Consider the following 23,752-nt stretch of genomic DNA (forward strand, 5'->3'; position numbering starts at 1 on the left):
CTCAGGAGGCGCTTTGCGTGGGACGTTCGGCGCGGGGTTCCGGTGGCACCTGGCGCTCGGCGTGGGGCTTTCTCGCCGCGTCGACCAGAGCGCGGATGAGTCGTTGCTGGGGGCGATTGAAGATCAGGAATTCCGGGTGCCACTGAACCCCCAGCAGGAAGTCGTGCTCACGGGACTCGATCCCCTGAACCAGGCCGTCCCGGTCACGTGCCACGATATCGACACCGCGACCGGTGTGTTCCACCGCCTGGTGATGAAGGCTGTTGATGCGACACCAGCTGACCCGCAGCAGCTGATGTAGTCGGCTACCCTCGACGATGTCCACGGTCTTGCGTGGCAGCACGGTGCGCCGGCGCTTGAGCCCCTCGTGGGTGGTGTAGATGTCGCTGTCCAGGGTGCCACCCAGGTGGACGTTGATCAGTTGCGAGCCGCGGCAGATACCGAGTACCGGTGTATTGCGCGGGATCTCGCGGGCCAGCAGCTCGAGTTCCAGTTCGTCACGTTCTGGATCGACGCGCACGTCGAGCTGCATCTCGCCGCCGTACAGATGCGCCTGGATGTCATCACCTCCGCCGACGATCAGGCCATCGAGCCGGTCCGGTCGTGGCCGCGACGGCGATAGCCTGAGCGGTTTGCCTCCATGGCGCCACACCGCGAACCAGTCGAAGCACCAGGCCAGCAGGCTCTTGTGGTCGGAGGTGGAAATACCGATCACCGGGCGTTCAGCCATCCTTGGAGTCTCCCTTGAGCTTGTGCTTTATCTTTTGCCACAGCGAGCTGTCGAGGTGACGGGCTCGATACTCCGCCATACGCTCATGCAAGGTCTCGGGCGCGCAGGCCAGGCGTTCTACCTCGAGCCAGCGGTTCCATTCGGTCACCGCGCCCCAGTCGGCTTCGGAAAGCTGTGCGTTGGGCAGACGGTAGTGAAAGGTGGGTCGCGGCTGGACAAGTTCCTTGCGAAACAGCTCGTGGGGATGGTCGGGCCTCAGGTGGGCGAACAACGGCAGCATGTCCAGATCGCGGTTGCGAGTGTCGTTGTCGGCCAGATAGTCATCGATCAACTGGTCGATATCGGGCGCATAGTCCTCGTCGAACAGCTTGAGGCAGTAGCGTTTGTGGAAGGGGTTGGCGTGGGGCAGCACCTCCCGGGTGATATCGACCCGGATCTGTTCGCGCAGCCAGTCGGCGGACAGCAGGTAGGCGCGCAGATAGCGCAGGATGTCCTCGGCCTCGAGGCTCGGGAGCTCCGGATTCAGGTGCAGACCGAAACCGTACAGCAGGCTGGCCTCGGTACCCTTGGCGCCGTGCTCGCGCAGTCCGTCGAACAACGCGTCCAGCTTGTCGAGCTCATCCCAGGGGACCGGGGGGCAGACGACCTCCGTCGGCACCAGGCCGGTGACCATGTCGCCAAGCAGCTCGCGAGAGCGACGGTCGAGGTCGCGGCGCATGCGGTCCCAGTCGTCGCCGGGTGCCTTGGCCGCCTCCTCGGGGGATTCGGGGTGGACGTAGTGGGAGTCCAGTTCGATCTTGAAGTCGCCCCACTGGGTGTCGCTGACCTTCATCCGGTGGGCGCTCTGGACCTCGATACGACCGTCGAACAGGGACTGGACCATCTCTGCGGTGGCCATGGGGTCCAGGCCGGCGAACTCGATTTCCACTCCCACCTTGCGGATGTCTCCGTCGGCGGTGGTGGGCTCGGGTGGCGCTTGAGCTTTCATGGCGGCATCCTGATAAGGCATTAGTGGGACGTTACTTCGCAGACTACCATAGGCGGTCACTTTTCATCGGCGGCGGCGCCGAGTCCTCACCGGCAGGGAGCACGAATGTTGCTGCATAGAAGTAAAATCTTTCACATATTTCAATGGTTTGTGCTTCTCTTTCTAATTGGGGTATGTGTTTTGCCCGTTCAAGCGTCGGCCCAGGGCCTGGCGCTGGAGGCCCTGGCCGCAGGCGGTGAACAGGCCCCCCAGGAAGCCTCCTCCGAAGAGCTGCAGCGCTCCCTGGATACCCTGATCCAGACGCTGGAAAGCGACCAGAGCCGTCAGGAGTTGCTCGATAGCCTCAGGTCACTGCGCGACGCGGGCCAGGCCGCAGCGGAAACCGGCACCAGCTCCCAGGGACTGCTGGGGGCGCTTGCCGACACCTTCACCGAGCTTGGCGAGCAGGCCGAAGGCGCCGGTTCGCCCATGGCCCAGTGGCGCGCCAAGCTGGCGGAGGGCTGGCGCGATATCAATGGCCTGATCGCCGACACCAGCCATAGCGAGCTGGCCCAGTTCGCCGTGGAGTTCAGCATCCTGCTGACGATCTGGGGTGGCATGGTGATCATCCTGGTGGCGCTGGGGCGTCTGATCGGGTCCCGCCGAGGCTGGCCGATGGACCTGCCGAGAGAGCCCAAGGCGTGGCTGCTGGCGGCTCACTTTCTGCGCCGCATGCTGCCCTGGGCGCTGGCCTTTCTGGCGGTGCTGGGGGTGTCACAGCTGGTGCCCGGCAGCGCCGGGCGCACCGTCGTATCGGTGATCGCCTACGCCGCGCTGTGCGGGCGCATCCTGTCGGTGGTGGTCGAGATCGTCATCTCGGTGTTCACCCGCGGGCATCGCTATACCGCGGTCAAGCTGCTGCAGCAGCGGGCCCTGCGTCCGCTGTTCGTCATCGGCGCACTGATCGCCCTCGGCGACGCCTTCAAGACCGAACGTCTGGTGGACCTGCTGGGCTTCGACCTGTCCTCGCTAGCCTCGGTGCTGGCCAATATCCTGGCCGCGGTGCTGACCTTCCGCTTCATCGTTCGCTTCAAGCGGCCGATCAAGCATCTGATTCGCAACCGCACCTATGCCATCCGCAGCGATTGCTCGAGTCCCACCGAGGTCACCCGGGTGATCGGTCGGCTGTGGCATATTCCCGCGCTGCTGCTGGTGGGGGCCTCGCTGGTGGCGATCTTCGTCACCGGAGGCGATGTCGGTACCGCACTGGCCCGTTCGATCATCAACGCCGCCCTGCTGGTGCTGACGCTGGTGGTCACCGCGCTGCTGCGCCGCCAGAACGAACGTCATGACCACAGCCGGGGGCGCCATCGCCACCACAGCGAGTATCGCCGCCGGCTCGAACGTTTCGCCTATACCCTGGGGCATGTGCTTGCCTGGCTGGTGTTCGCCGAGCTGTCTCTGCAGGTGTGGGGCGGCTCGCTGGTGGGCATCGGCCGCGAAGGGGTGGCCAGCGTGCGCATCGGCCAGGCGATCCTGGCGATCGCCTTTACCGTGTTGCTGGCCTGGCTGGTGTGGATCTTCGCCGATACCGCCATCCAGCGGGCGCTGACCTCCTCGGCGCGCTCGCGGGGGCGCCGGGTCAACCAGGCACGGGCCCAGACCATCACCCCGATGATTCGCAACGTGATCTTCGCAGCCATCGTGATCATCGCCTCCATCGTCGGCCTGGCCAATCTGGGGGTCAACGTGACGCCGCTGCTGGCCGGTGCCGGGGTGATCGGTCTGGCCATCGGCTTCGGTGCCCAGACCCTGGTGCAGGACCTGATCACCGGCATCTTTATCCTGATCGAGGACTCCCTGGCGGTGGACGACTTCGTCCAGATCAACGGTCACATGGGCACGGTGGAGGGGCTGACGCTCAGGACCGTACGCCTGCGCGACCTGGACGGCATCGTACATATCCTGACCTTCTCGCGTATCGACTCCATCCACAACATGTCGCGGCAGTTCGGTGTGGCGCTGATGAAGATCCGTATTCCCTTCGACATGAAGATCGACGACGCCACCACCCTGATGCAGGAGACCGCCCGGGATCTTCGTCAGGACCCGATCATGCGCCACCACATCTGGTCACCGCTGGAGATGCAGGGGATCGATCGTTTCGAGGACGGCTGCGCGATCCTGCGGATGCGCTTTCGCACCTCGCCGGAAATGCAGTGGGACGTGGCCCGTGCCTTCAACATGCTGCTCAAGCAGCGCATGGAGGAGATGGGCGTCGAACTGGGCGCGCCGCGCCTCAGCGTCAACATGGAAGGTCGTGGCGGCGGGCGTCTCGACGGCACCACCAGCGAGGGCGAGGCCGACCATCAGGGTCGCGATGCCAGTGGTCGTGGCCGGGGTCAGGCCGGGGTGGCAGACCCCCACCATCAAACCAGTGCTACCGGCGCCTCGCCCGACCCGGGAACCTGATGGCGTTGTGCTGTACCCCGCATAAACCGTACTGAGGTGAAAAAAGTCGGGAAAGGCTGTCAGGAACTCGCAGGTGTCGACACCAAGCTAGCAAGTCGGGCGGCGGCAAGGTCTGGTACCAAGGCTCAGCGCCAAGGTTGAACCTCTGGAACGTGCCGTCGCCTGCACCAACTGTTTCTGGTGTCGTCGGCTCTCCAATGGAGTGGCGTCACCGACCACATCGCTATTGAGCGGTATCACCCACGAGGGAGTCGTCACCATGACCGTTGCCAAGGATCTCGCGCTTTACCATTTCGCCCACTGCCCGTTCTGCGCCTTTGTGCGCCGTGAACTCGACAAGCTCGGCGTCGAGGTGGATATCCGCGACGCGGGCGCCAATCCGGCGCACCGCAAGGCACTGAAGGAAGGCGGCGGCAAGATTCAGGTGCCGTGCCTGCTGATCACCCATGAAGACGGCAGCGAGACCTGGATGTACGAATCCATGGACATCGTCGCCTACCTGAAGAAGCGCTTCAGCGAGGGAAAGGTAGCCTGAAGCAAAGCGTCTGACGTCGTGGGGCTCATGAACCATAAGCGGCCTGAAGCAAGGGTGGCCTGAAGCCAGCGAACCCTGAAACCAGCGCGGCCACCCCTTGTGACAAACGAGCCTTCGAATCGCGTGGTGTCACCGCCAGTCTCGCCACGTGAAAGACGCTACCGCACATCTGATGGAACCGATCTCAGGCAAGTCCAGCAAGCCTTGTGGGCCACCAGTGGTGGCCTTTTTTGCGTCTGGCGCGCGGTGGCAGTCGCAATACCGTTGGCTCAGTTTTCCTTTGTCATATCGTCGGGGGCGAGTCATCGGCGGGTGACACCAGGTGGATGATATTGCAGGGGCTGGTGATCCAGAACGAGTTGAATTCTTTCGGCAGCTGCTCGATCTCGTCGCAGCGCTGACAGCCACGCTGTTCGAGGTAGCTCGAGGCGGCCTGGATGTCGCTGGCCAAGATCTGAAGCCAGATCTCCGCCTGGCTCAAGTGCGGCTCGCGATCCAGCCACAGTATCTTGTCGCCGAAGGCAAAGCGTGGCGTCTCCCGGTCACCGGGGGGCGTCAATTCCTCGAACTTCAGGATCTCGCGGTAGAAGGCAACGGTCGCCTCGTACTCGTGGGCCGGAATCTTCATGGCGATATTTTCGCCGGGAGAGAAGTTGGCATTCATCTGTGAGACCTCGATGCCAGCAGCGGGCGTGGGTGAGATCTGAACACGGCTGGCCCCTACCCGGGTGGCGATGGGGAACTCCCAGGTAGCAGTGCTTCAGAGATCGCCCGGCGGCGCCCCATCGCCACAGGATGGTCGGGGCAGATGAAGCTGCTGCAGGCGGTAGGCAAGGACATTGGTGAGTATAGCCCTGTCGGGCCATCGAGACTCGGCGGGGCGTCTTTGCGGAGAAGCGTTCTTGAAAGGAAAGGAGGCTGCAGAGAATCTGGCCCATAATTTCCGCTACCTAGTAGGCAAAGGTAGCGATGGACGCAATTTCATCTTCGCTGGTGCATCGATTGTAAGCCTAGACTTTGTCGGTGATTCCCCGGCATGACCGAGCCCGGCGAGCACTGTCAGGCTGGGCAGGTCGTCGTGCAAGTAACTGCAATGCCTTGGTCAACGACTATGAGGTGGAAGGCGGAAAAGTCCGTGGACGAGCTCCAGCGGATGTTGGATGACGCTAAACTTCATGAAAGCTGACGGAAACGGCTGCCCGTTCGAGCTTCAACTCAGGAGTGAGGCCTATGGCAGATAGACGCGAACTGCCCTCAGAGATTTCTTTCTCGCCTACAGACACTCTGTCTGGGCTGGGAAGTGCAAACCGTGAGCTTCTCGCTACCTGCTTAGCATTGTTCGATGACAGTCATTGGCAACGCCGTCTGGCTAAGCGCGCTGAACAGAATAGCGAACGCGCGGGAGCTATCGGCCGGCAGCTTGGCCAGTGGGTTAAGCGGAGGCGCGGAAGCCAGTCCCAAGACGTGCTGCCACGCTTGAGCGCGCCTGAGGCAGTGGAAGGGGCCAGAGAGCTCAGCGAACGTCAGCGCTACTGGCTAGAATCCGAGCACAATGATCATTTGCTTAGGCTGCTGCTATGGGTTCGCTTGCGAAATGCGTTGGGTCTGCCCGCGCGGCTGACCACTACTTTCCGAGGCTGCGGTTTCCTGGCGGATGATCTGACGGCGCGATTGATTCATGTGTTGGACCCACCCAAGTTGGTTGACTCGGGGCGTCGTTGGCTCCAACAGCGGGGCTGGTTGGCGAAGGGGCAGCACGCCATCACCCTGGATGATGTGGTTTTTCCGGTCTTGGACGAACTGCTTGAGCAGACGCTTACGGATGAGGAAGCTCCGCCCACCGCTGAGCAGCGTCGTGAACTGCTTAGACGCGCTGTCGCTTCGCTCGATGCGCTGGATGAACAAAGTCACCAGCGGCTTTTGGACGAGACACAGGCAAATCGTCATAACGATGCTGCGCTCCGCAAGGCGCTGCTGCTTGGAGGCTCTCTTGGCACTTTTGGTGCCGGCGTTAGTGCGGCGGGCTTTTCGGCCTACATCTTGGCCGCTCAGGCCTCAGCCTTTATTCCTCTGGCCAGTGGGCCTCTCCTGGTCTCGATCGTTTCTGTGCTGTCCAACCCGATCACCATTCTGACCGTTGCGGGTGGGGGCGGGTGGTTGTTCCTGCGCTCTGCACGCGACAAGATCAGGGCTGCGGTGGCGGCAAGAGTGGTCGCTATGCTCACGCTGCAGGGTAAGCTGCAAGGCCCATCCGGCCTCGACTCCGCCAGGAGTTGCTTTGCTCTGGCGCCGCATCTGTCCAGCGTTGTAGGAATCCGTGATGAGGAGTTCCAGCGCTATCGCGATGAGTGGCAGCGCCTAGCTGTCGTAGCCACTCACTCTGTCGCATTACCGCCCGATGACGTACTTGAGGCCATGGCCCAGCCATTGCCATCGTTTATCTCTGATGATGATATCGCCATTGACCCTCGGATTAGCGGGGAAACGCACCAGGTAAGCGAGCGCTCGACAGTAGCCGCGATGGCAACGCTCACGGTGGGTGATGTGCTCTATTCGGTAGCAGCCGTTGATCCCACTGTGCTCGAGGCGGCCAACTTTGTGCGCAGTGAGGATATTGATGGAAGCCTCAGCTTCGCTGAGATGGCTGTTCAACTGCTTTCTGGCGGTGAGAGGGAAGTATTGGGTGGTGTCAGCCAGCTCAAGGGCTACGTGGCAGAGCGGGCTGTCGCTGCCCAGTTGACGGCCGCAGGTCATACCGTCAGCCTACCGGAGACCGCCAATCAGCCGGGCTGGGATATCTTGGTCGATGGTCAGCCATTTCAAGTCAAGTTTCATGCCACCTTGGATGGCTTGAGAGAACACTTCGAACGGTATGACTATCCTGTTATCGCAAATGCTGAACTGGCCTCCCAGATACCCGAGGAGTGGGCAGACAACGTCTTTTTCATCGAAGGCTTGAGCAACGAGGTGGTTAATCAGGTCACCCGCGACTCCTTGGGCGCCGGTGTGGAACTGCTCAACCCCAGTGTAATCAGTCTCGCCGGCACAATCAGCGTCGCAAGGGGCCTCATCGCTTACCGGCGCGGTCAGCTTACCGGAAAGCAGGCCGTGGAGCAGGTGCTGTTCGACGGTATGGTACGTACGGGACTAGCCGCTGGTGGAAGCGTGGCAGGTGCTTCCCTGGGTATGCTGCTGTTCGGCCCTGCCGGCGCTTTGGTGTTTGGATCAGGGTCGCCCGCGCTGGCACAGATGACGGCCCCCCAGTTGACCGAGCAACTGCGGCGGATCAAGGCGAAGGCCCACCGTGAGTGGGAGTTGCAAGCTCACCGGGACCTGGATGCCCTTCAGCAGCGCGTCGTGAAAGCATTGGCTGATAAACAAACTCAGTTGAACCAGAAGCTTGGTTGTCTGCCTGATAGCCGGGAGGGAGGCTACTTGGCTTGGCGCCTTGAGGATGACCACGCCTTTTGCGGTGAGTGCCTCCAGCGACTGAGTCTTCTTGCTGGCTCGGGTAGGCTGTATCCAGAGCAAAGGTTAGCCGACACTTTGCGAGTAATAGCCATGTGCGGTGTACACCCGGCGATCTATCAGACCGAACTCCACGCCGTAAATGACAGGCTCAAGGTGCGCCCTGGCATGATGGAGTGGTTGAGCAAGCAGCAACTTGTTGAGGTCGCTAATGCAAGCCGAGGCCTTGCCGAAGGAGCATGGCAGTCTGCCAAGGGCATGGCAGAGGAGCACGAGTTGCGTGGAAAGGTGCAAGAGATTTCGAATGGGTTGTCGGAACGCCTTCGTCGTAGGAGAAAGTAGCGGGATGGGTAGACGGTGCTGACACCAGTGAGCGAAGACGCAATCAAGTGATAGAGAGCGCAAGCCGAAGTGCGTGATGTCGCTGCCAGTCTCGCCACGCGAAAGACTCCACCGCACATCTGATAGATCCGATCTCAGGCTAGTCCAGCAAGCCTTGTGGGCCACCCGTGGTGGCCTTTTTTGCGTCCGGTGGGCTGTGGCAGCCGCATGCGGTTGGCTCAGTTTTCCTTTGTCATATCGTAGGGGGGCGAGTCATCGGCGGGTGACACCAGGTGGATGATATTGCAGGGGCTGGTGATCCAGAACGAGTTGAATCCCTCGGGCCGGTGCTGCCCGCTGGCGGTGACGCGTTCAGCTGTGCGGTGGCGAGTCGGCGAGGGGGCACCCTTGCTGGGCTTAGGTCATATTGATGTTGGTAAAACTTCGATCTGAGGTATGCTGAAGCGTACAGGTGGGAACGTTGCTGGCGCCGTGCCAGCGAGTGAGCGCCGGGAGACCGCGATGGAGCTTCTCGAAAAGGACCGTGCAGCGGGTGGCGGGGTGATGGCGCAGATCGACCTGCCCCGCGAGGTGTACACCGATTCAGCCGCTTTTATCAGAACCGTCAGGCAAGGGCTGCCGGGAAGCGTGCTCAAACAGGCGATTGATGCACTGTCGGCCGACCGCGATCTCTTTGTACGACTGCTGGAGACGGACTCCGGCAATCTGCATCGCTTCTACAAGCGCAAGGCGCTGGGGCGTGCGCAAAGCGAAGAAGTGCTCGACACGCTGAAGTTGTTTGTCGAGGTAGGTGAGGTGTTCGCTGACGAAGCGGTCGGTCATCAATGGCTGCACGCCGAGGTACCCGCACTCGCCGGCTCGCGCCCGATCGAACTCCTGGATACCTTTGCTGGCCGTGAACTGGTACGACAGGTGCTGCGCAAGATCAGTCACGGCGACTTCAGTTGATGAGGCTGTACCGTATCGCTCCTGAGCGTTTTCTGGCCAACCTGTCCGGGCGCGGTGCCAGCTATCACGATGGAGCGCGCTGGAATGACCCCGGCCATCCGGTGCTGTATTTCGGTACCAGCGCCTCCGTCGCCATGCTGGAAATGGGTAACTATATTCCAGACCCGCGATTGGTCCCGAAGGATTTTCGCCTGGGCATCTATGACGTACAAAGCAGCGCCGTCGAGAAGGTCGGAGTCGATGAATTGCCTGATGGCTGGGACCTGTTTCCCCCTCCTGAACACACGCGGCGACTCGGTACCGCGTTCCTGTCGGCGGCCCGCAACTTGATACTGCTGGTGCCAAGTACCGCTGCTGCGGGTATTGATCAGGTGGCGGTGGTGAATCCGCTGCACCCGGACATGGATAAAGTCTCGCTCATCGACATCCGGGCACGGATCTACAATCCGAGATTGTTTCAGGGCATCCAGTAGGGCTCCGGTTGCCGAGTCAGTTCGTTTGGCGCTCCGGCAGGTCTGCCAGGCAAATCGAGCCGATTCGGCAATGCCAGAGCGGACAACTCCGAGGAAGTGAATTCGCTCGCCTAGCTGGCGAAGGCGGAGTCCTTGCCCAGGTTTTCCGGCCCGAAGGAGTCCGGCAGCAACTCGTCCATGGTGTAGCGCTTGAGCAGTTGGCCGTCCGCGTCCACCACCCGGATCAGGGTGTCGGGGGAGGAGAACTCGCGCAGGCGCTGACGGCAGTCACCGCAGGGGGTGCACAGGTGCTCGCCGGGACCGATGACGTAGACCTCCTTCAGCCGGGTCTCGCCGCTGGTGACCATGGCGGCGATGGCCGAGGCCTCGGCGCACAGCCCCTTGTAGTGGGCGACCTCGACGTTGGCGCCGACGTAGCGGGTTCCCGAGTCGCTGATCAGCAGGGCGCCTACAGGATGGCTGGAGTAGGGCACGTAGGCGCGACCGCGTACCTCGATCAGCGCCTTGACGATATCGGCGTCGACGGTCTCTGGCGTCCTTGGATCGCTCATCGGGTAGTCTCCTGGCGGCTGGTTTGCTGGCGGTCGTCCTCGAGCACGGCCTCGAGGGCGATGGTCATCATCTCGTCGAAGCTGGTGGCGCGCTCGTCGCTGGAGAGGCTGTCGCCGTTGACGATATGGTCCGATACCGTGCAGATGGTCAGGGCGCGGGCGCCGAATTCGGCGGCGACGCCGTAGAGCCCGGCGGCCTCCATCTCGACGCCGACGATGTCGAACTTGCGCAGGCAGTCGATCAGCGCCGGGTCCGGGTGATAGAACAGGTCGGCAGAGAAGATGTTGCCGACCTTGACCGGGGTGCCCTGGGCGCCGGCGGCGTCCACGGCGGCACGGGTCAGGTCGAAATCGGCGATGGCGGCGAAGTCGAGGCCGCGAAAGCGCGAGCGGTTGACGCCGGAGTCGGTGCTGCCGCCGAGGCCGATGATCAGGTCACGTACCTTGACGTCGTCGCGCACGGCGCCGCAGGAACCCACGCGGATCAGCCGTCTGGCGCCGAATTCGGTGATCAGTTCCTTGGCGTAGATCGATACCGAGGGGATGCCCATGCCGTGGCCCATGACAGAGATCTCGCGTCCCTTGTAGCGGCCGGTGTAGCCGTACATGTTGCGCACCTCGTTGACCAGTCGCGCATCCTCGAGAAAGGTCTCGGCGATGTATCTGGCGCGCAGGGGATCGCCGGGCATCAGCACGGTGTCGGCGAAATCACCACGTTCGGCCTTGATGTGGGGGGTAGCCATCTAAGCTCCTCGTCTATCCAATGCTCGTTTGCGCTCGATAAAGCTTTCACCGTCGGCCATGGGGGCAAGACCGAAATAGCTCGCCAGGCTCTGGCCGATGTCGGCGAAGCTCTGCCTACGCCCCAGCGATCCGGCCGCAAGCCCGGCGCCACTGGCCAGTACCGGGATGAACTCGCGGGTGTGGTCGCTGCCTTGCCAGGTGGGGTCGCAGCCGTGGTCGGCGGTGATCACCAGCAGATCGTCGTCGGTCAGCCGTTCGAGCAGCGCCGGCAACTGTCGGTCGAAGGCTTCCAGCGCCGCCGCATAGCCGGAGACGTCGCGGCGATGGCCGTAGACCATGTCGAAGTCGACGAAGTTGGTCATGATCAGGCGCTGGGTGTCGCTCGCTACCGGTTCATCCATGGCCGCCAGGGTCGCCGCCATCAAAGCATCATGGCCCGACGCCTTGATCAGACGACTGATGCCGCAGTGGGCATAGATGTCGGCGATCTTGCCGATCGCCACGACCTCGCCGCCGGCGTCGTGAAGCTTCGACAGCACCGTGGGCGAGGGCGGCTCGACGCTATAGTCGCGACGATTGCCGGTGCGCTGGAAGCTCGCGGCGTCGTCACCGACGAAGGGGCGCGCGATCACCCGACCGATATTGTAGGGCTCGAGCAGCCGCCGGGCGGTCTCGCACAATGACAGCAGGCGCTCAAGGCCGAAGCTGTCCTCATGGGCGGCGATCTGGAAGACGCTGTCGGCGGAGGTGTAGACGATGGGCTTGCCGCTGGCGCAGTGTTCTTCACCCAGACGGGCGATGATCTCGGTGCCTGAGGCGTGGCAGTTGCCCAGCACACCGGGTAGCGCCGCCTCCTCGATCAATGCCCTGAGCAGTAGCGGCGGAAAGCTCTGCTCCCTGTCCTCGAAGTACCCCCAGTCGAAGCGCACCGGGACCCCGGCGATTTCCCAGTGCCCGGACGGGGTGTCCTTGCCCGAGGACACCTCCATTGCGTGTGCGTAGGCGCCGTCGACCTCGCCTAGCTGGATGCCTGCGGCGCTGGCGCCGGTGGCGTCGCGGTGGGCGTGATAGAGCCCCAGGCGGTCCAGGTTGGGAAGTTGCAGCGGGCCGCGGCGGCCACGGTCGTCGGCCTGCCCGCGGGCACAGGCCTCGGCGATATGGCCCAGGGTATCGGCGCCGGCGTCGCCGAAGCGCTCGGCGTCGGGGGCAGCACCGATGCCGAAGGAATCCATCACCAGCACGATCGCGCGGCTCATGGTGTCTCTCCCGTTATCGAAGGATCGCACAAGGTCTCGTGCACCAGTGGCGGGGGCGTGCCGTCGTCGCCGAGGGTGAAGGCCTCACGTACCCGCGCCGCGAGTCTGTCGGCGTCCGCCTGGCTGGCGGCGTGAATGCGCGCCAGCGGGGTGTGACGGTCGACCGTCTGGCCGATGGCGGCGATGGCGTCCAGGCCGACACGATGGTCGATGGCGTCGCCGGCACGGCGGCGCCCGCCGCCCAGCTCGACCACCGCCATGCCCAGCGCCTTGACGTCCTGGCGTGCCACCCGTCCCGGATGCTCGGCCAGGACGTCCTGGATCACCGGGGCCGGGGCGGGTAGGGCGCCAGCGTTTTCCAGCAGGTCGGTCGGTCCGCCAAGACCTGCCACCATGCGCTCAAAGCGCTCGGCCACGTCGCCGCTGGCCAGGCGTGCCTCGAGCAGGCTTTCGGCGTCTTCCCTGGTCGCCGCCAGTCGGCCGGCCAGCAGTGCTTCCACCGCCAGCCGACGGGTCAGCGTCAGCAGCCGCGAATCGCGCCGCTCACCGCGCATTATCGCCAGGCACTCGCGTACCTCGATGGCGTTGCCGGCGCTTTCGGCCAGGGTCTGGTTCATGTCGCTGAGCACCGCCGTGGTCGGGGTGCCGGCACGTCGGGCGACGTCGGCGATGGTGGCTGCCAGGGTTCGGGTCTCGTCGTCGTTCGCCATGAAGGCGCCGTTGCCGATCTTGACGTCCATGACCAGGGCATCGAGGTTTTCGGCGAGCTTCTTGCCGAGGATCGAGGCAACGATCAGCGGCAACGAGGCAACGGTGGCGGTGACGTCGCGCACCGCGTAGAGGCGCTTGTCCGCCGGCGCCAGATCGCCGCTCTGGCCGACGATGGCCACACCGACGTCCTTGAGCAGGCGCTCGAAGGTGGTGCGCCGAGGAGTGACGTCATAGCCAGCGATGGCCTCGAGCTTGTCCAGGGTGCCGCCGGTGTGGCCCAGACCACGACCGGAGATCATCGGCACGTGGGCTCCGCAGGCGGCGAGCCAGGGGCCGAGGATCAGCGATACCGGGTCGCCCACGCCGCCGGTGGAATGCTTGTCGAGGATAGGCCCCGGCAGGTCCAGCTGTCGGTAGTCCAGCACGCTGCCGGAGTCCCGGGTCGCCTCGGTCAGCGCCACCGTCTCATCCAGCGTCATGCCGTTGAGATAGGTGGCCATGGCGAAGGCGCCGATCTGCTCCTGACCGGCGCTGTCATCGGCGATGGCCATCACGAATTGGCGGATGGCCTCGCTGGACAGCGCCTGGCTGTCACGCTTGGCGGCAAGAATATCCTGCAACAGCATCAGTAGCCTCCGGACTGGCCCCCGCCGTCGACACCGACACCGGCGGTCATCAGCAGGTTGTCGAGCAGGCCCGAGGCGCCGAAACGGAAGGTCTCGGGACGGGCCCAGTTGGCCCCCATGATCTCGGCGGCAAGCTCCAGATAGACGGCGGCGTCCTCGACGCTGCGAACGCCCCCGGCGGCCTTGAAGCCGACCGGGCGGTCCGCGTCGCGGATGACTTCCAGCATCACTCGGGCGGCCTCGGGCGTCGCGTTGACGGCGACCTTGCCGGTGGACGTCTTGAGGAAGTCGGCACCACCGGCGATGGCCTGCTCGCTGGCTCGGCGGATCAACTCGGCGTCCTTCAACTCGCCGGTTTCCAGGATCACCTTGAGGGTGCGGCCGCTGGCGGCGGCCTTGCACATCTCGACCAGCTCCTGGCCGATCTGATCATCGCCATTCATGAAGGCGCGGTAGGGGAAGACCACGTCCACTTCGTCGGCACCGGAAGCCACCGCTTCGCGGGTAGCGCGGGCGGCTGCCATGACATCGTCTTCGCCGTGGGGGAAGTTGGTCACGGTGGCGATCTTGACCTGGCCGCTGAGGTTGTGGGCGGTGAGGGCGCGCCGCGCCGGCACCACGAACTGCGGATAGATGCACACCGCAGCAGTGTGGCCCAGCGGCGTCTTGGCCCGCTGGCACAGGGCCTCGACGACATGGTCGGTATCGTCATCGTTGAGGCTGGTCAGATCCATCAAGGACAGTGCCTGGCGAGCGATCACGGAGGGGTTGGTCGACTGGGGGGACATGGGAGGCTCCTGGAGTGGGACAGGCCGCCGCCTCGGGCGGCCGAAGATATGAGGGCGGGCGCTGGATCCGCGACGTGGGATCAGGCGCCCAGGGTCATGAAGAAGCCGGCGATGCAGGCCGACATCAGGTTGGACAGGGTGCCGGCCAGTACCGCCTTGAGGCCATAGCGGGCGATGTCGTGACGACGGCTCGGGGCAATGCTGCCGAGCCCGCCCAGCAGGATGGCGATGGAGGACAGGTTGGCGAAGCCGCACAGCGCGAAGGACAGCACCGCGGCGGTATGGTCGCTCATCACCTCGCCGGTGGCGGCCACGAGCTGCTCGCCGTCGATATAGGGGGCCAGGTTGATGAAGGCGACGAACTCGTTGACCACCAGCTTCTGGCCGATGAAGGACCCCGCCAGGGTCGCCTCTTCCCAGGGAATGCCGAGCAGGAAGGCCAGCGGCGAGAACACCCAGCCCAGGATCAGCTCGAGGCTGAGATCCTCGAATCCGACCCAACCACCGACGCCACCGAGGATACCGTTGAGCAGGGCGATCAAGCCGATGAAGGCCAGCAGCATGGCGCCCACGTTGGCCGCCAGCTTGAGGCCAGACGAGGCGCCACCGGCGGCGGCGTCAAGCACGTTGGCCGGCTTGTCCTCGTCCTCGATGACCTCGGAGACGCGGTCGGCCTTGTCCGCCTCGGGATCGGTCTCCGGCATGATCAGCTTGGCGAACAGCAGGCCGCCGGGGGCCGCCATGAAGGAGGCGGCCACCAGGTATTCCATGGGGATGCCGAGTGCGGCGTAGCCGGCAAGCACCGAGCCCGCCACCGAGGCAAGGCCACCGCACATCACCGCAAATAGCTGGGAGGCGGTCATGCGGGCGATAAAGGGCCGCACGACCAGCGGCGCCTCGGTCTGGCCGACAAAGATATTGGCGGTGGCGGACAGCGACTCGGTGCGTGAGGTGCCGAGCAGCTTCTGCAGCGCGCCGCCGAGCAGCCGCACGACCCATTGCATGATGCCCAGGTAGTAGAGCACCGCCGTCAGCGACGAGAAGAAGATGATGACCGGCAGCACCTTGACCGCGAACACGAAGCCGACGCTGTCGGCGTTGGCCAGGCCGCCGAACAGGAAATCGATGCCGTCGTTGGCGTACAGCACCACCTGGCTGACGGCGTCCGATACGGTCTTCAGGACCTTCTGGCCAAAGGGCACGTAAAGGACGAAGGCCCCGAGACCAGCCTGGATCAGGAAGGCGCCCCCCACGGTTCTCAGGCGAATGGCACGGCGGTTGTAGGAGAACGCGACGGCGATGGCGATCAGGGTGGCCATGCCGACCAGGCTCATCAGGAGTGTCATAGGTTCCTTCGCCTCATCAAAATATGAACGTTGAAGAATAGATCATCGCACTTCGGGCCTGGTCTGGCGTCCCGCATCGCGTTGATAGCGGGCAATTGCCTCGAACGGGGCGGAAATCTCTTATGCCGAATGGGGTATCAGAACAGGAATTATAGAGGTGATGGGGCATGGCGGCGGCTCGTGTCGAGTGATTGTTGTCGAGCGGAATTGGCCGGCACGGGCTGGGCCCATCCGTCAATGAGTGTATAGTAACACCTGATGTGAGAAAAATAACATTTGTGCAGTGGCGTTTTCTTACCTGCCCGGGCACTGGCTGAACCCGGTAGTTCAGGGCATGCTTATTGAAAAACGACGGCAGCAAGCCATGACCGTCGAGGCGCGGGGGAGAATCCATGAATCAGCGCAGTATTCAGCGACAGGAGCGCCTTTTGCAGGCGCTCGCCGGAGGCGGCAGCCTGAGGCTGGCGGACGCCGCCATCCTCTGCGGTGTGTCAGAGATGACCCTGAGGCGCGACGTGTCCACCAAGGACAGCCCTCTGATGCTGATGGGCGGGCATCTGGTTCGCCGCGACGACCCCCACTTCACGCCAGTCTACGACCTGGAAACTCAACAGGATCGCGGCGCCGATATCAAGGCGCGTCTGTGTCGCCGCGCCAGTGGCTACGTGGAAGACGGCGATACCCTGTTTATCGATTGCGGCACCACCCTGGTGCCGATGATCGCAGAACTTGCCAGCCGACGAGACCTGACGGTGGTGACCTACGCCCTGAACGTGGCCAATGCGGTCAGCCATTTCGATGGCATCCGACTGATCCTGCTGGGCGGCGTCTATCAGGGCGTCTCCCAGTCCTTCGACGGCGAAGATATTGCCCGCCAGGTCCGGGGACTCGGCATCAATCGCGCCTTTCTCTCCGCCGCCGGGGTGCATGCCGCACGGGGCCTGAGCTGCTTTCACTTTCATGAAGTGGCGCCCAAGCAGGCCGCCATCGAAACCGCCGCCCAGCGGATCCTGGTATTCGACGACAGCAAGTGGGGCGTGCTGCGCCCCGCCTTCTTTGGCGCCCTGATCGACGCCGATGTCATCATCACCCACGGCGAGGGTGCCGCAGGCCTGTCACGCACGCCGGAAGTGGCGTCTCGGCTGGTTCATCCCTGATTCCCCGGTTTCGGTTTCTTGCCCAGCGTGGATCCTTGTCTTTCGGATTCTTGGCTTGTGGATCCTTGTCTTGTGACTTCTTGTCTTGCGGATCATTGGCCTTTCAGTCTCTGACGGCCTTTCTCGATAGTGGTCCCCTGGGCGCACGGTTGCGCCTCTCGTTGTGGTCTGTCCCTTCTGCTCGAGCCTTCCCTTGGCCTCCTTGCTGATCTGGCCCTCGTCGCCGATTCGCTCTTTCATGACCAGGCCCTTGGTGAGCCGGCCCTTCCTTATCGATCCTCCCTTATCTGTCCCTTCCTTATCTGACACTTCACGGTTTGGCCCTCTCGGCATCGTCATCGCTTTCGTCCTGGCGTTGGGGCGTTGGGGCGATGGCGTCGGGGGAAATAACGTCAGACGATAGCGTGGCGACGGATATCGTTCTTTTCCATCAGATCGCCTTTCCCATGGGGGTGGGGTCCGGCCTCGCTGATACGGTTCCTGGTGGTGCTTGCTGGGTGTGGTGTTGGGTCGCAGGGCAGGTTCTGCTAGCCCAGGCAATTGGCCATTTGTGCACTGTTGCGACGTCTGGGTGCGACAGATCAAGGAAAGGTGCGACACCCCTGCGGCAAATCGTCGCTTCTCAAGTCTGGTCGCTCTGTCGACAATACGCCCCGGTCGCATTCCATCTACTTCTTTTGTTCAGGTGACGACGTCTTGTCGTGGTACCGAGGCAGGGTAGGGGATGCGAAATTTTGCGGGTCTAGTCCGTGGTTCGGCACATTTCATGCAACTTTTGCCAAAGGTGCATGCAATGTTCCACCTCAGCGGCCCCTGCACATCGCGCGAGCCTGAGCTCGTAATCTCTGGTATTCCGCCTCCAAGCCCTGACGAGGTTGCTACATGAGAAGAAAGTCGTACCTGCGCGTGCTCAGCGTTGTGCTGATGCTGGCGCTGCCCCTGTTGCTGGCGGGCTGCGAATCGGCGCTGCTCGACCCCAAGGGGGAGATCGGCCGTGAGCAGCGTACCTTGATCCTCACCGCCTTCGGTCTGATGCAGATCGTGGTGGTGCCGGTCATCGTGCTCACCCTGTGGTTTGCCTGGCGCTATCGCCGTGGCAACACCGATGCCACCTATTCACCCGACTGGGCCCATTCGACCAAGATCGAGGCCATCGTCTGGTTCATTCCCTGCGTCATCATCGTCTTCCTGGCGCTGTTGACCTGGTACACCTCCCACAGTCTCGACCCGCACCGCAGTCTCGAGGCCAAGGAAGGACAGAACGAGCCCATGGAAATCCAGGCCGTATCGCTGGACTGGAAGTGGCTGTTCATCTACCCGGAGCAGGGCATCGCCACGGTCAACGAACTGGCCTTCCCCGAGGACACTCCGGTGCGCTTCCGGGTGAGCTCCGGTTCGGTGATGAACTCTTTCTTCATTCCGCGCCTGGGTAGCCAGATCTACGCCATGGCCGGCATGGATAACGACGTTCACCTGATCGCCGAAGAGCAGGGCGTCTATCCGGGCCGCTCCACCAACTACAGCGGTGCAGGCTTCTCCGAGATGACCTTCGACGCCCACGTGGGTTCCGTCGAGGACTTCGAAGAGTGGGTGGAGATGGTGCGTTCCTCGTCCGATACGCTGACCTTCCCCGAGGAGTACTACGATCTCGCCACGCCAAGCGAGGACAACGAGGTCCAGTACTTCTCCGAGATCACCCCGGCGCTCTATGAGCGCATCATCAAGAGCTTCCTGGCCGGCGGCAAGCATGCCGAGTTCGTCGAGACCTACGGCGGCGTGGTCAACGGGCACGGCGCAGGCGGCCATGGCGACGAGAGCGAGTCTCACGGCGAGTCCATGAGCGCAGAGGCAGCGGAGTAAATCATGTTTGGAAAACTGACGTTAGACTCGATTCCGATCCAGGAGCCCATCATCATGGTGGTGGCGATCGGTATCGCCCTGGGCGGGATCGCCGTGGTCGGCGGCCTGACCTACTTCAAGAAGTGGGGCTATCTGTGGCGCGAGTGGATCACCTCCGTCGACCACAAGAAGCTCGGTATCATGTACTTCCTGGTCGCGCTGGTGATGCTGATCCGTGGCTTCGCCGACGCCATCATGATGCGTACCCAGCAGGCCATGGCCTCGGCCGGAGCCGAGGGCTATCTACCGCCTGACCACTATGATCAGATCTTCACCGCCCACGGTGTGATCATGATCTTCTTTGTCGCCATGCCCATGGTCATCGGTCTGATGAACCTGGTGGTGCCGCTGCAGATCGGCGCGCGCGACGTGGCTTTCCCCTTCCTTAACAACTTGAGCTTCTGGCTGTTCGTTGCCGGTGTCATCCTGGTCAACGTCTCGCTGGTGGTCGGTGAGTTCGCCGCGACCGGCTGGCTGGCCTACGCGCCACTATCGGGGATAGAGTACAGTCCCGGCGTCGGGGTGGATTACTGGATATGGGCGTTGCAGATATCTGGCATCGGTACGACCCTGACCGGTATCAACTTCTTCGTCACCATCCTGAAGATGCGCACCAAGGGCATGACCCTGTTCCGTATGCCCATCTTCACCTGGACGTCGCTGTGCGCCAACGTGCTGATCATCGCGTCCTTCCCGATTCTGACCGCGACCATCGCGATGCTGACGCTGGATCGTTACCTGGGGACTCACTTCTTCACCAACGATTTTGGCGGCAACATGATGATGTACGTCAACCTCATCTGGGCCTGGGGCCATCCTGAGGTGTACATCCTTATCCTGCCGGCATTCGGGGTGTTCTCCGAGGTCATCGCGACCTTCGCTCGCAAGCGGCTGTTCGGCTACGGCACCATGGTGTGGGCGACCATCGCCATCACCTTCCTGTCGTTCATCGTCTGGCTGCACCACTTCTTCACCATGGGGGCCGGGGCCAACGTCAATGCCTTCTTCGGCATCATGACGATGATCATCGCCATCCCCACCGGGGTGAAGGTATTCAACTGGCTGTTCACCATGTACCGCGGTCGTCTGGAGTTCACCTCTCCGGTGCTGTGGACCATCGGCTTCATCATCACCTTTACCCTGGGTGGCATGACCGGTGTGATGCTGGCGGTACCGGCGGCCAACTTCGTGCTGCACAACAGCCTGTTCGTCATCGCCCACTTCCACAACGTCATCATCGGCGGCGTGGTGTTCGGCATGCTGGCGGGTCTGACCTACTGGTTCCCGAAGGCCTTCGGCTTCACCCTCGACGAGAAGTGGGGCAAGCGCTCCTTCTGGTTCTGGCTGACCGGCTTCTACGTGGCCTTCATGCCGCTGTACGTTCTCAGCTTCTTCGGTGCCGTGCGTCGCATGCAGTCCTATGACAACGGCGCCTGGCAGCCGTGGATGATCATCGCCTGGATCGGCGCCGTGCTGATTCTGTGTGGTATCGCCTGCACCGTGATCCAGTTCTACGTCAGTATCCGTGATCGCAAGAAGAACCAGGACGTCACCGGCGATCCCTGGGATGCGCGTACCCTGGAGTGGGCGACCTCGTCTCCCGCACCGTTCTACAACTTCGCGCATCTGCCCGAGATCAAGGACATCGACGACTTCTGGAACCAGAAGCAGGCCAACGGCGGCAAGGCCGGCGTGTCCAAGGGACCGTACAAGGACATTCACATGCCCAAGTACACCTGGGAAGGTCCGGTGATCGGTCTGATCTCCGCGGTCTTCGGCTTCGCCCTGGTGTGGCATATCTGGTGGCTTGCCATCGTGACCGCACTGGGCATGTTTGCCACCTTCATCGCGCGTATCTTCAACGATGACGTCGACTACTACGTGCCGGCCGCGGAAGTCGAGCGTATCGAGCGCGAACACCAGAACCGTGTGGAGATGCAGGCATAACCATGGCAACCGACACCCTCAACCAGCAAGGTCATGCCCACGGGCATGACCATGATCACGACCACGACCATCATGATGCCGCGGGCACCAAGGTCTTCGGTTTCTGGGTCTATCTGATGAGCGACCTGGTGATCTTCGGGTCACTGTTCGCCACCTACGCCGTGCTCCTTCGGGGCACGGCCGATGGTCCGACCCCGGGCGAGATCTTCCAGCTCCCGTTCATCCTGGTCGGGACCTTCCTGCTGCTGTTCTCGAGTTTCACCTACGGCATGGCGGTGCTCGCCATGAACGCCAATCAGGCATCCAAGGTGATGAAGTGGCTCGGGATCACCTTCCTGCTGGGCGCGGCCTTCGTGGCGCTGGAACTCTATGAGTTCCGTCACCTGATCCATGAGGGCTTTGGTCCGGATCGTTCAGGCTTCCTGTCGGCCTTCTTCCTGCTGGTCGGTACCCACGGTCTGCACGTGACCGCCGGTCTGATCTGGATCCTGGTGATGATGATCCAGGTGAAGCAGCGTGGTCTCGACGATATGGTGCGTCCGCGCATCATGTGTCTGAGCCTGTTCTGGCACTTCCTGGACATCGTCTGGATCTGCGTCTTCTCCTTCGTCTACCTGATGGGAGCCCTGTGATATGAGCGGACACGCCAACGACCATCACAGCCATGGCAGCGTCAAGTCCTATGTGATCGGCCTGATCCTGTCCATCGTGCTGACCGTCATTCCCTTCGGGGCGGTGATGACCGGCGCCTTCGACACCTTCGCGACGTTGATCGTGATCGTCGGTACCGCGGTGGCTCAGGTGCTGGTGCAGCTCGTGCTGTTCATGCACATGAACACCAAGGCCGATGAAGGCTGGAACTTCATGTCCTTCGTCTTCACCGTGGCGATCCTGGTTCTGGTCATCGGAGGTTCCCTATGGATCATGTACCACCTGCATCGCAACATGATGATCGGCTGACGCCGACTCGCATGATGTTCAGGGACACTCTCAGGGACTACCTCACCATCACCAAGCCGGGCATCATCGGCGGCAACGTGATCTCTGTTCTGGGCGGCTACTTCCTGGCCGCCCAGGGCCAGTTCGATGCCGTGGTGTTCCTGTCGGCGCTGTTGGGTCTGGCCCTGGTAATCGCCTCGGGCTGCGCCTACAACAACGTCATCGACAAGGACATCGATGCCCTGATGGAGCGCACCCGCAACCGCCCGCTGGTGCAGGGGCGGGTCAGCGAAGCGGCGACACTTCGGTTTGCCACCCTGCTGGGCATCGCCGGCTTCGGTCTGCTGGCGCTGGGGACCAATGCGTTGACGGTGGGTCTGGCGGCCTTCGGCTTCGTCATCTATGTGGGGGCCTACAGCCTCTACATGAAGCGCAATTCCGAGTTCGGCACTCTGGTCGGCAGCCTCTCCGGGGCGGTGCCGCCGGTGGTGGGCTATTGCGCGGTGACCGGCAGCTTCGATACCGGGGCCTTGACCCTGCTGGTGATCTTCAGCCTGTGGCAGATGCCGCACTCCTACGCGATCGCGATCTTTCGCATGGAAGATTACCGCGCCGCCAACATTCCGGTGCTGCCGGTGGTTCGCGGTATCGGTACGGCCAAGCACCATATCCTGGGCTATATCCTGGCCTTTATCGGTGCGACGCTGTCGCTGAGTCTGGCCGGCTACGCTGGACCCGGTTACTTCATCGTTGCCCTGGTGCTGGGCGTCTACTGGCTGTATATCGCGGCCAAGGGCTACCGTACCGACGACAACGTGCGTTGGGCGCGACAGGTATTCGGCATCTCGATCCTCACCATCACGGCGCTGAGCCTGATGATGTCACTGGACGCGACGCTGATGCCAAGCACGCCGATGTGGACCTCGATGTCCTGATCGGGTGGCGCTGAAACCGAAACCCCGCATCTTCACCGATGCGGGGTTTTTTTTGTGTTTATCAGTCGTATGGGTGAAGCGTGACTGGAGATCAAGTGTTGTACAGGACTTGTATAGTATGTACGGTAACGTTGGTAGCGAAGCGAAAAATCGCTTCTATACTGCAAGTTAAGGACAACGGAGTCGCGGGCGCCGAGTGCCGGTCTCGGGACTTACTTCAGCGGTAGCAGGAGGGAGTCAGTATGCTGACACACGTCTGGGGATTGATGGCCCACCCGAATCGCGAATGGAAGCAGATCAAGCAGGAAAGGGAGACGATAACGCACCTGTACGCGCATCACGTGTTGTTGCTGGCCGCCATACCGGTGATCTGCTCGTACATCGGTACCACCCAGGTCGGCTGGAGTCTCGGCGGCGGCACGACCATCAAGCTCAGTTATCTAGACGCCCTGGGGGCGGGGATCGCCTTCTATCTGGTGATCCTGGCGGCGGTCTACATCGTCGGCAAGACCATCCGTTACTCGGCTAAACGCTTTCCCAAGACACCCAGCCAGAGCCAGTGCATCATCTTTGCCGGCTATGTGGCGACCCCGATGTTCCTGAGCGGCATCGTGGCGATCTACCCGATCATCTGGCTGTGCCTGCTGGCCGGCGTTATCGGCCTCTGTTACACCGCCTACCTGCTGTATCTGGGCATTCCCTCCTTTCTCGATATCAGCGAAAAGGAAGGCTTCGTCGTCTCCAGCACCACCCTTGCGGTGGGGGTACTGGTGCTCGAAGGCCTGCTCGGCATGACCGTCCTGCTGTGGGGCTACGGAGAGCGCATCATTCTGTCGCTGCTGGGGTGACTAGAGGGTGACTGGAGGGTGACAAGAGGTCGACTAAAGGTCGATTAAAGGTCGGCTAAAGAGTGACAAG

General features: G+C 62.6%; 21 protein-coding genes. 12 read left to right on the plus strand and 9 right to left on the minus strand.

Annotated elements, in window-relative coordinates:
* Window position 1 precedes the first annotated feature (1 nt).
* Window positions 2-730 carry a gamma-glutamyl-gamma-aminobutyrate hydrolase family protein gene (locus NKF27_RS05600; protein ID WP_045991909.1) on the minus strand — a complete coding sequence of 243 codons (729 nt, stop codon included), beginning with the start codon at window positions 728-730 and terminating at the stop codon, window positions 2-4.
* Entirely contained in the window at window positions 723-1,718 is a 996-nt protein-coding gene (locus NKF27_RS05605; RefSeq protein ID WP_253555651.1) for an amidoligase family protein, read from the minus strand. The genes NKF27_RS05600 and NKF27_RS05605 overlap by 8 nt, the downstream gene beginning before the upstream one ends.
* A gap of 105 nt (window positions 1,719-1,823) precedes the next feature.
* Here NKF27_RS05605 and NKF27_RS05610 point away from each other — a divergent pair, with 105 nt between their 5' ends.
* Both NKF27_RS05610 and NKF27_RS05615 read left to right on the plus strand, forming a co-directional pair.
* Window positions 1,824-4,169, plus strand: coding sequence for a mechanosensitive ion channel family protein (locus NKF27_RS05610; protein ID WP_253555652.1), 2,346 nt, complete (start codon window positions 1,824-1,826; stop codon window positions 4,167-4,169).
* Window positions 4,170-4,428: 259 nt separating this feature from the next.
* Complete coding sequence (locus NKF27_RS05615) at window positions 4,429-4,704, plus strand: glutaredoxin domain-containing protein (RefSeq protein ID WP_253555653.1); 276 nt, start codon at window positions 4,429-4,431, stop codon at window positions 4,702-4,704.
* 283 nt (window positions 4,705-4,987) lie between these two features.
* On the opposite strand, the gene NKF27_RS05620 is transcribed toward NKF27_RS05615, so the two are convergent.
* On the minus strand, window positions 4,988-5,368 hold the full coding sequence (locus NKF27_RS05620; protein ID WP_253555655.1) for a VOC family protein: 381 nt from the start codon (window positions 5,366-5,368) through the stop codon (window positions 4,988-4,990).
* 812 nt (window positions 5,369-6,180) lie between these two features.
* Between NKF27_RS05620 and NKF27_RS05625 the strand changes: the two genes are divergently transcribed.
* The 3 genes from NKF27_RS05625 (at window position 6,181) to NKF27_RS05635 (ending at window position 9,935) form a co-directional block, all read left to right on the plus strand.
* A complete protein-coding gene (locus NKF27_RS05625) occupies window positions 6,181-8,514 on the plus strand; it encodes a hypothetical protein (protein WP_253555656.1) in 2,334 nt (777 codons plus the stop codon).
* A 501-nt stretch (window positions 8,515-9,015) separates the two neighbouring features.
* Entirely contained in the window at window positions 9,016-9,462 is a 447-nt protein-coding gene (locus NKF27_RS05630) for an antitoxin Xre/MbcA/ParS toxin-binding domain-containing protein (RefSeq protein ID WP_045991913.1), read from the plus strand.
* Entirely contained in the window at window positions 9,462-9,935 is a 474-nt protein-coding gene (locus NKF27_RS05635; RefSeq protein ID WP_108131542.1) for an RES family NAD+ phosphorylase, read from the plus strand. Before NKF27_RS05630 ends, NKF27_RS05635 begins: the two co-directional genes overlap by 1 nt.
* A gap of 110 nt (window positions 9,936-10,045) precedes the next feature.
* Here NKF27_RS05635 and cdd read toward each other — a convergent pair whose 3' ends face one another.
* The 6 genes from cdd to NKF27_RS05665 form a co-directional block, all read right to left on the minus strand.
* Window positions 10,046-10,486, minus strand: a complete 441-nt coding sequence (gene cdd, locus NKF27_RS05640) for a cytidine deaminase (RefSeq protein WP_222569199.1) — start codon at window positions 10,484-10,486, stop codon at window positions 10,046-10,048.
* Entirely contained in the window at window positions 10,483-11,229 is a 747-nt protein-coding gene (gene deoD / locus NKF27_RS05645) for a purine-nucleoside phosphorylase (RefSeq protein ID WP_045991916.1), read from the minus strand. Before deoD ends, cdd begins: the two co-directional genes overlap by 4 nt.
* Window positions 11,230-12,486 (minus strand): phosphopentomutase, encoded by a 1,257-nt coding sequence (locus NKF27_RS05650; protein WP_253555657.1) that lies wholly within the window; start codon window positions 12,484-12,486, stop codon window positions 11,230-11,232.
* Window positions 12,483-13,823, minus strand: a complete 1,341-nt coding sequence (gene deoA / locus NKF27_RS05655) for a thymidine phosphorylase (protein WP_253555658.1) — start codon at window positions 13,821-13,823, stop codon at window positions 12,483-12,485. Before deoA ends, NKF27_RS05650 begins: the two co-directional genes overlap by 4 nt.
* Entirely contained in the window at window positions 13,823-14,611 is a 789-nt protein-coding gene (gene deoC, locus NKF27_RS05660) for a deoxyribose-phosphate aldolase (RefSeq protein WP_108131547.1), read from the minus strand. Before deoC ends, deoA begins: the two co-directional genes overlap by 1 nt.
* A gap of 80 nt (window positions 14,612-14,691) precedes the next feature.
* The gene (locus NKF27_RS05665; protein WP_045991920.1) at window positions 14,692-15,957 is read right to left on the minus strand and encodes a NupC/NupG family nucleoside CNT transporter; all 1,266 of its coding nucleotides are present in this window, start codon (window positions 15,955-15,957) and stop codon (window positions 14,692-14,694) included.
* Window positions 15,958-16,349: 392 nt separating this feature from the next.
* On the opposite strand from NKF27_RS05665, the gene NKF27_RS05670 reads away from it, so the two are divergent.
* The 7 genes from NKF27_RS05670 to NKF27_RS05700 all read left to right on the plus strand — a co-directional run bounded on the left by NKF27_RS05670 (window position 16,350) and on the right by NKF27_RS05700 (window position 23,682).
* The gene (locus NKF27_RS05670) at window positions 16,350-17,114 is read left to right on the plus strand and encodes a DeoR/GlpR family DNA-binding transcription regulator (protein ID WP_108131548.1); all 765 of its coding nucleotides are present in this window, start codon (window positions 16,350-16,352) and stop codon (window positions 17,112-17,114) included.
* Between the two features lie 882 nt (window positions 17,115-17,996).
* Entirely contained in the window at window positions 17,997-18,974 is a 978-nt protein-coding gene (cyoA, locus tag NKF27_RS05675; protein ID WP_253555659.1) for a ubiquinol oxidase subunit II, read from the plus strand.
* 3 nt (window positions 18,975-18,977) lie between these two features.
* Window positions 18,978-20,960 carry a cytochrome o ubiquinol oxidase subunit I gene (cyoB, locus tag NKF27_RS05680; RefSeq protein WP_045991923.1) on the plus strand — a complete coding sequence of 661 codons (1,983 nt, stop codon included), beginning with the start codon at window positions 18,978-18,980 and terminating at the stop codon, window positions 20,958-20,960.
* A 2-nt stretch (window positions 20,961-20,962) separates the two neighbouring features.
* The gene (locus tag NKF27_RS05685; RefSeq protein ID WP_045991924.1) at window positions 20,963-21,592 is read left to right on the plus strand and encodes a cytochrome o ubiquinol oxidase subunit III; all 630 of its coding nucleotides are present in this window, start codon (window positions 20,963-20,965) and stop codon (window positions 21,590-21,592) included.
* Between the two features lies 1 nt (window position 21,593).
* Window positions 21,594-21,920, plus strand: a complete 327-nt coding sequence (gene cyoD / locus NKF27_RS05690) for a cytochrome o ubiquinol oxidase subunit IV (RefSeq protein WP_045991965.1) — start codon at window positions 21,594-21,596, stop codon at window positions 21,918-21,920.
* A gap of 11 nt (window positions 21,921-21,931) precedes the next feature.
* A complete protein-coding gene (gene cyoE / locus NKF27_RS05695) occupies window positions 21,932-22,834 on the plus strand; it encodes a heme o synthase (RefSeq protein WP_239452517.1) in 903 nt (300 codons plus the stop codon).
* 242 nt (window positions 22,835-23,076) lie between these two features.
* Window positions 23,077-23,682, plus strand: a complete 606-nt coding sequence (locus NKF27_RS05700) for a Yip1 family protein (RefSeq protein WP_083970270.1) — start codon at window positions 23,077-23,079, stop codon at window positions 23,680-23,682.
* Window positions 23,683-23,752: the final 70 nt, after the last annotated feature.

This window comes from Halomonas sp. DN3 (genome assembly GCF_024137905.1).
GTDB lineage: Bacteria > Pseudomonadota > Gammaproteobacteria > Pseudomonadales > Halomonadaceae > Halomonas > Halomonas litopenaei.

What these genes read in the sequence shown, in the direction of transcription:
- NKF27_RS05610 (WP_253555652.1), top strand. Translation starts at nt 1,824, where the DNA reads ATGTTGCTGCATAGAAGTAAAATCTTTCACATATTTCAATGGTTTGTG.
- NKF27_RS05620 (WP_253555655.1), bottom strand. Translation starts at nt 5,368, where the DNA reads ATGAATGCCAACTTCTCTCCCGGCGAAAATATCGCCATGAAGATTCCG.
- NKF27_RS05685 (WP_045991924.1), top strand. Translation starts at nt 20,963, where the DNA reads ATGGCAACCGACACCCTCAACCAGCAAGGTCATGCCCACGGGCATGAC.
- cyoE (WP_239452517.1), top strand. Translation starts at nt 21,932, where the DNA reads ATGATGTTCAGGGACACTCTCAGGGACTACCTCACCATCACCAAGCCG.
- deoC (WP_108131547.1), bottom strand. Translation starts at nt 14,611, where the DNA reads ATGTCCCCCCAGTCGACCAACCCCTCCGTGATCGCTCGCCAGGCACTG.
- NKF27_RS05600 (WP_045991909.1), bottom strand. Translation starts at nt 730, where the DNA reads ATGGCTGAACGCCCGGTGATCGGTATTTCCACCTCCGACCACAAGAGC.
- deoA (WP_253555658.1), bottom strand. Translation starts at nt 13,823, where the DNA reads ATGCTGTTGCAGGATATTCTTGCCGCCAAGCGTGACAGCCAGGCGCTG.
- NKF27_RS05630 (WP_045991913.1), top strand. Translation starts at nt 9,016, where the DNA reads ATGGAGCTTCTCGAAAAGGACCGTGCAGCGGGTGGCGGGGTGATGGCG.
- cyoD (WP_045991965.1), top strand. Translation starts at nt 21,594, where the DNA reads ATGAGCGGACACGCCAACGACCATCACAGCCATGGCAGCGTCAAGTCC.
- cyoA (WP_253555659.1), top strand. Translation starts at nt 17,997, where the DNA reads ATGAGAAGAAAGTCGTACCTGCGCGTGCTCAGCGTTGTGCTGATGCTG.
- NKF27_RS05665 (WP_045991920.1), bottom strand. Translation starts at nt 15,957, where the DNA reads ATGACACTCCTGATGAGCCTGGTCGGCATGGCCACCCTGATCGCCATC.
- NKF27_RS05670 (WP_108131548.1), top strand. Translation starts at nt 16,350, where the DNA reads ATGAATCAGCGCAGTATTCAGCGACAGGAGCGCCTTTTGCAGGCGCTC.
- NKF27_RS05605 (WP_253555651.1), bottom strand. Translation starts at nt 1,718, where the DNA reads ATGAAAGCTCAAGCGCCACCCGAGCCCACCACCGCCGACGGAGACATC.
- cdd (WP_222569199.1), bottom strand. Translation starts at nt 10,486, where the DNA reads ATGAGCGATCCAAGGACGCCAGAGACCGTCGACGCCGATATCGTCAAG.
- NKF27_RS05615 (WP_253555653.1), top strand. Translation starts at nt 4,429, where the DNA reads ATGACCGTTGCCAAGGATCTCGCGCTTTACCATTTCGCCCACTGCCCG.
- deoD (WP_045991916.1), bottom strand. Translation starts at nt 11,229, where the DNA reads ATGGCTACCCCCCACATCAAGGCCGAACGTGGTGATTTCGCCGACACC.
- NKF27_RS05700 (WP_083970270.1), top strand. Translation starts at nt 23,077, where the DNA reads ATGCTGACACACGTCTGGGGATTGATGGCCCACCCGAATCGCGAATGG.
- NKF27_RS05635 (WP_108131542.1), top strand. Translation starts at nt 9,462, where the DNA reads ATGAGGCTGTACCGTATCGCTCCTGAGCGTTTTCTGGCCAACCTGTCC.
- cyoB (WP_045991923.1), top strand. Translation starts at nt 18,978, where the DNA reads ATGTTTGGAAAACTGACGTTAGACTCGATTCCGATCCAGGAGCCCATC.
- NKF27_RS05650 (WP_253555657.1), bottom strand. Translation starts at nt 12,486, where the DNA reads ATGAGCCGCGCGATCGTGCTGGTGATGGATTCCTTCGGCATCGGTGCT.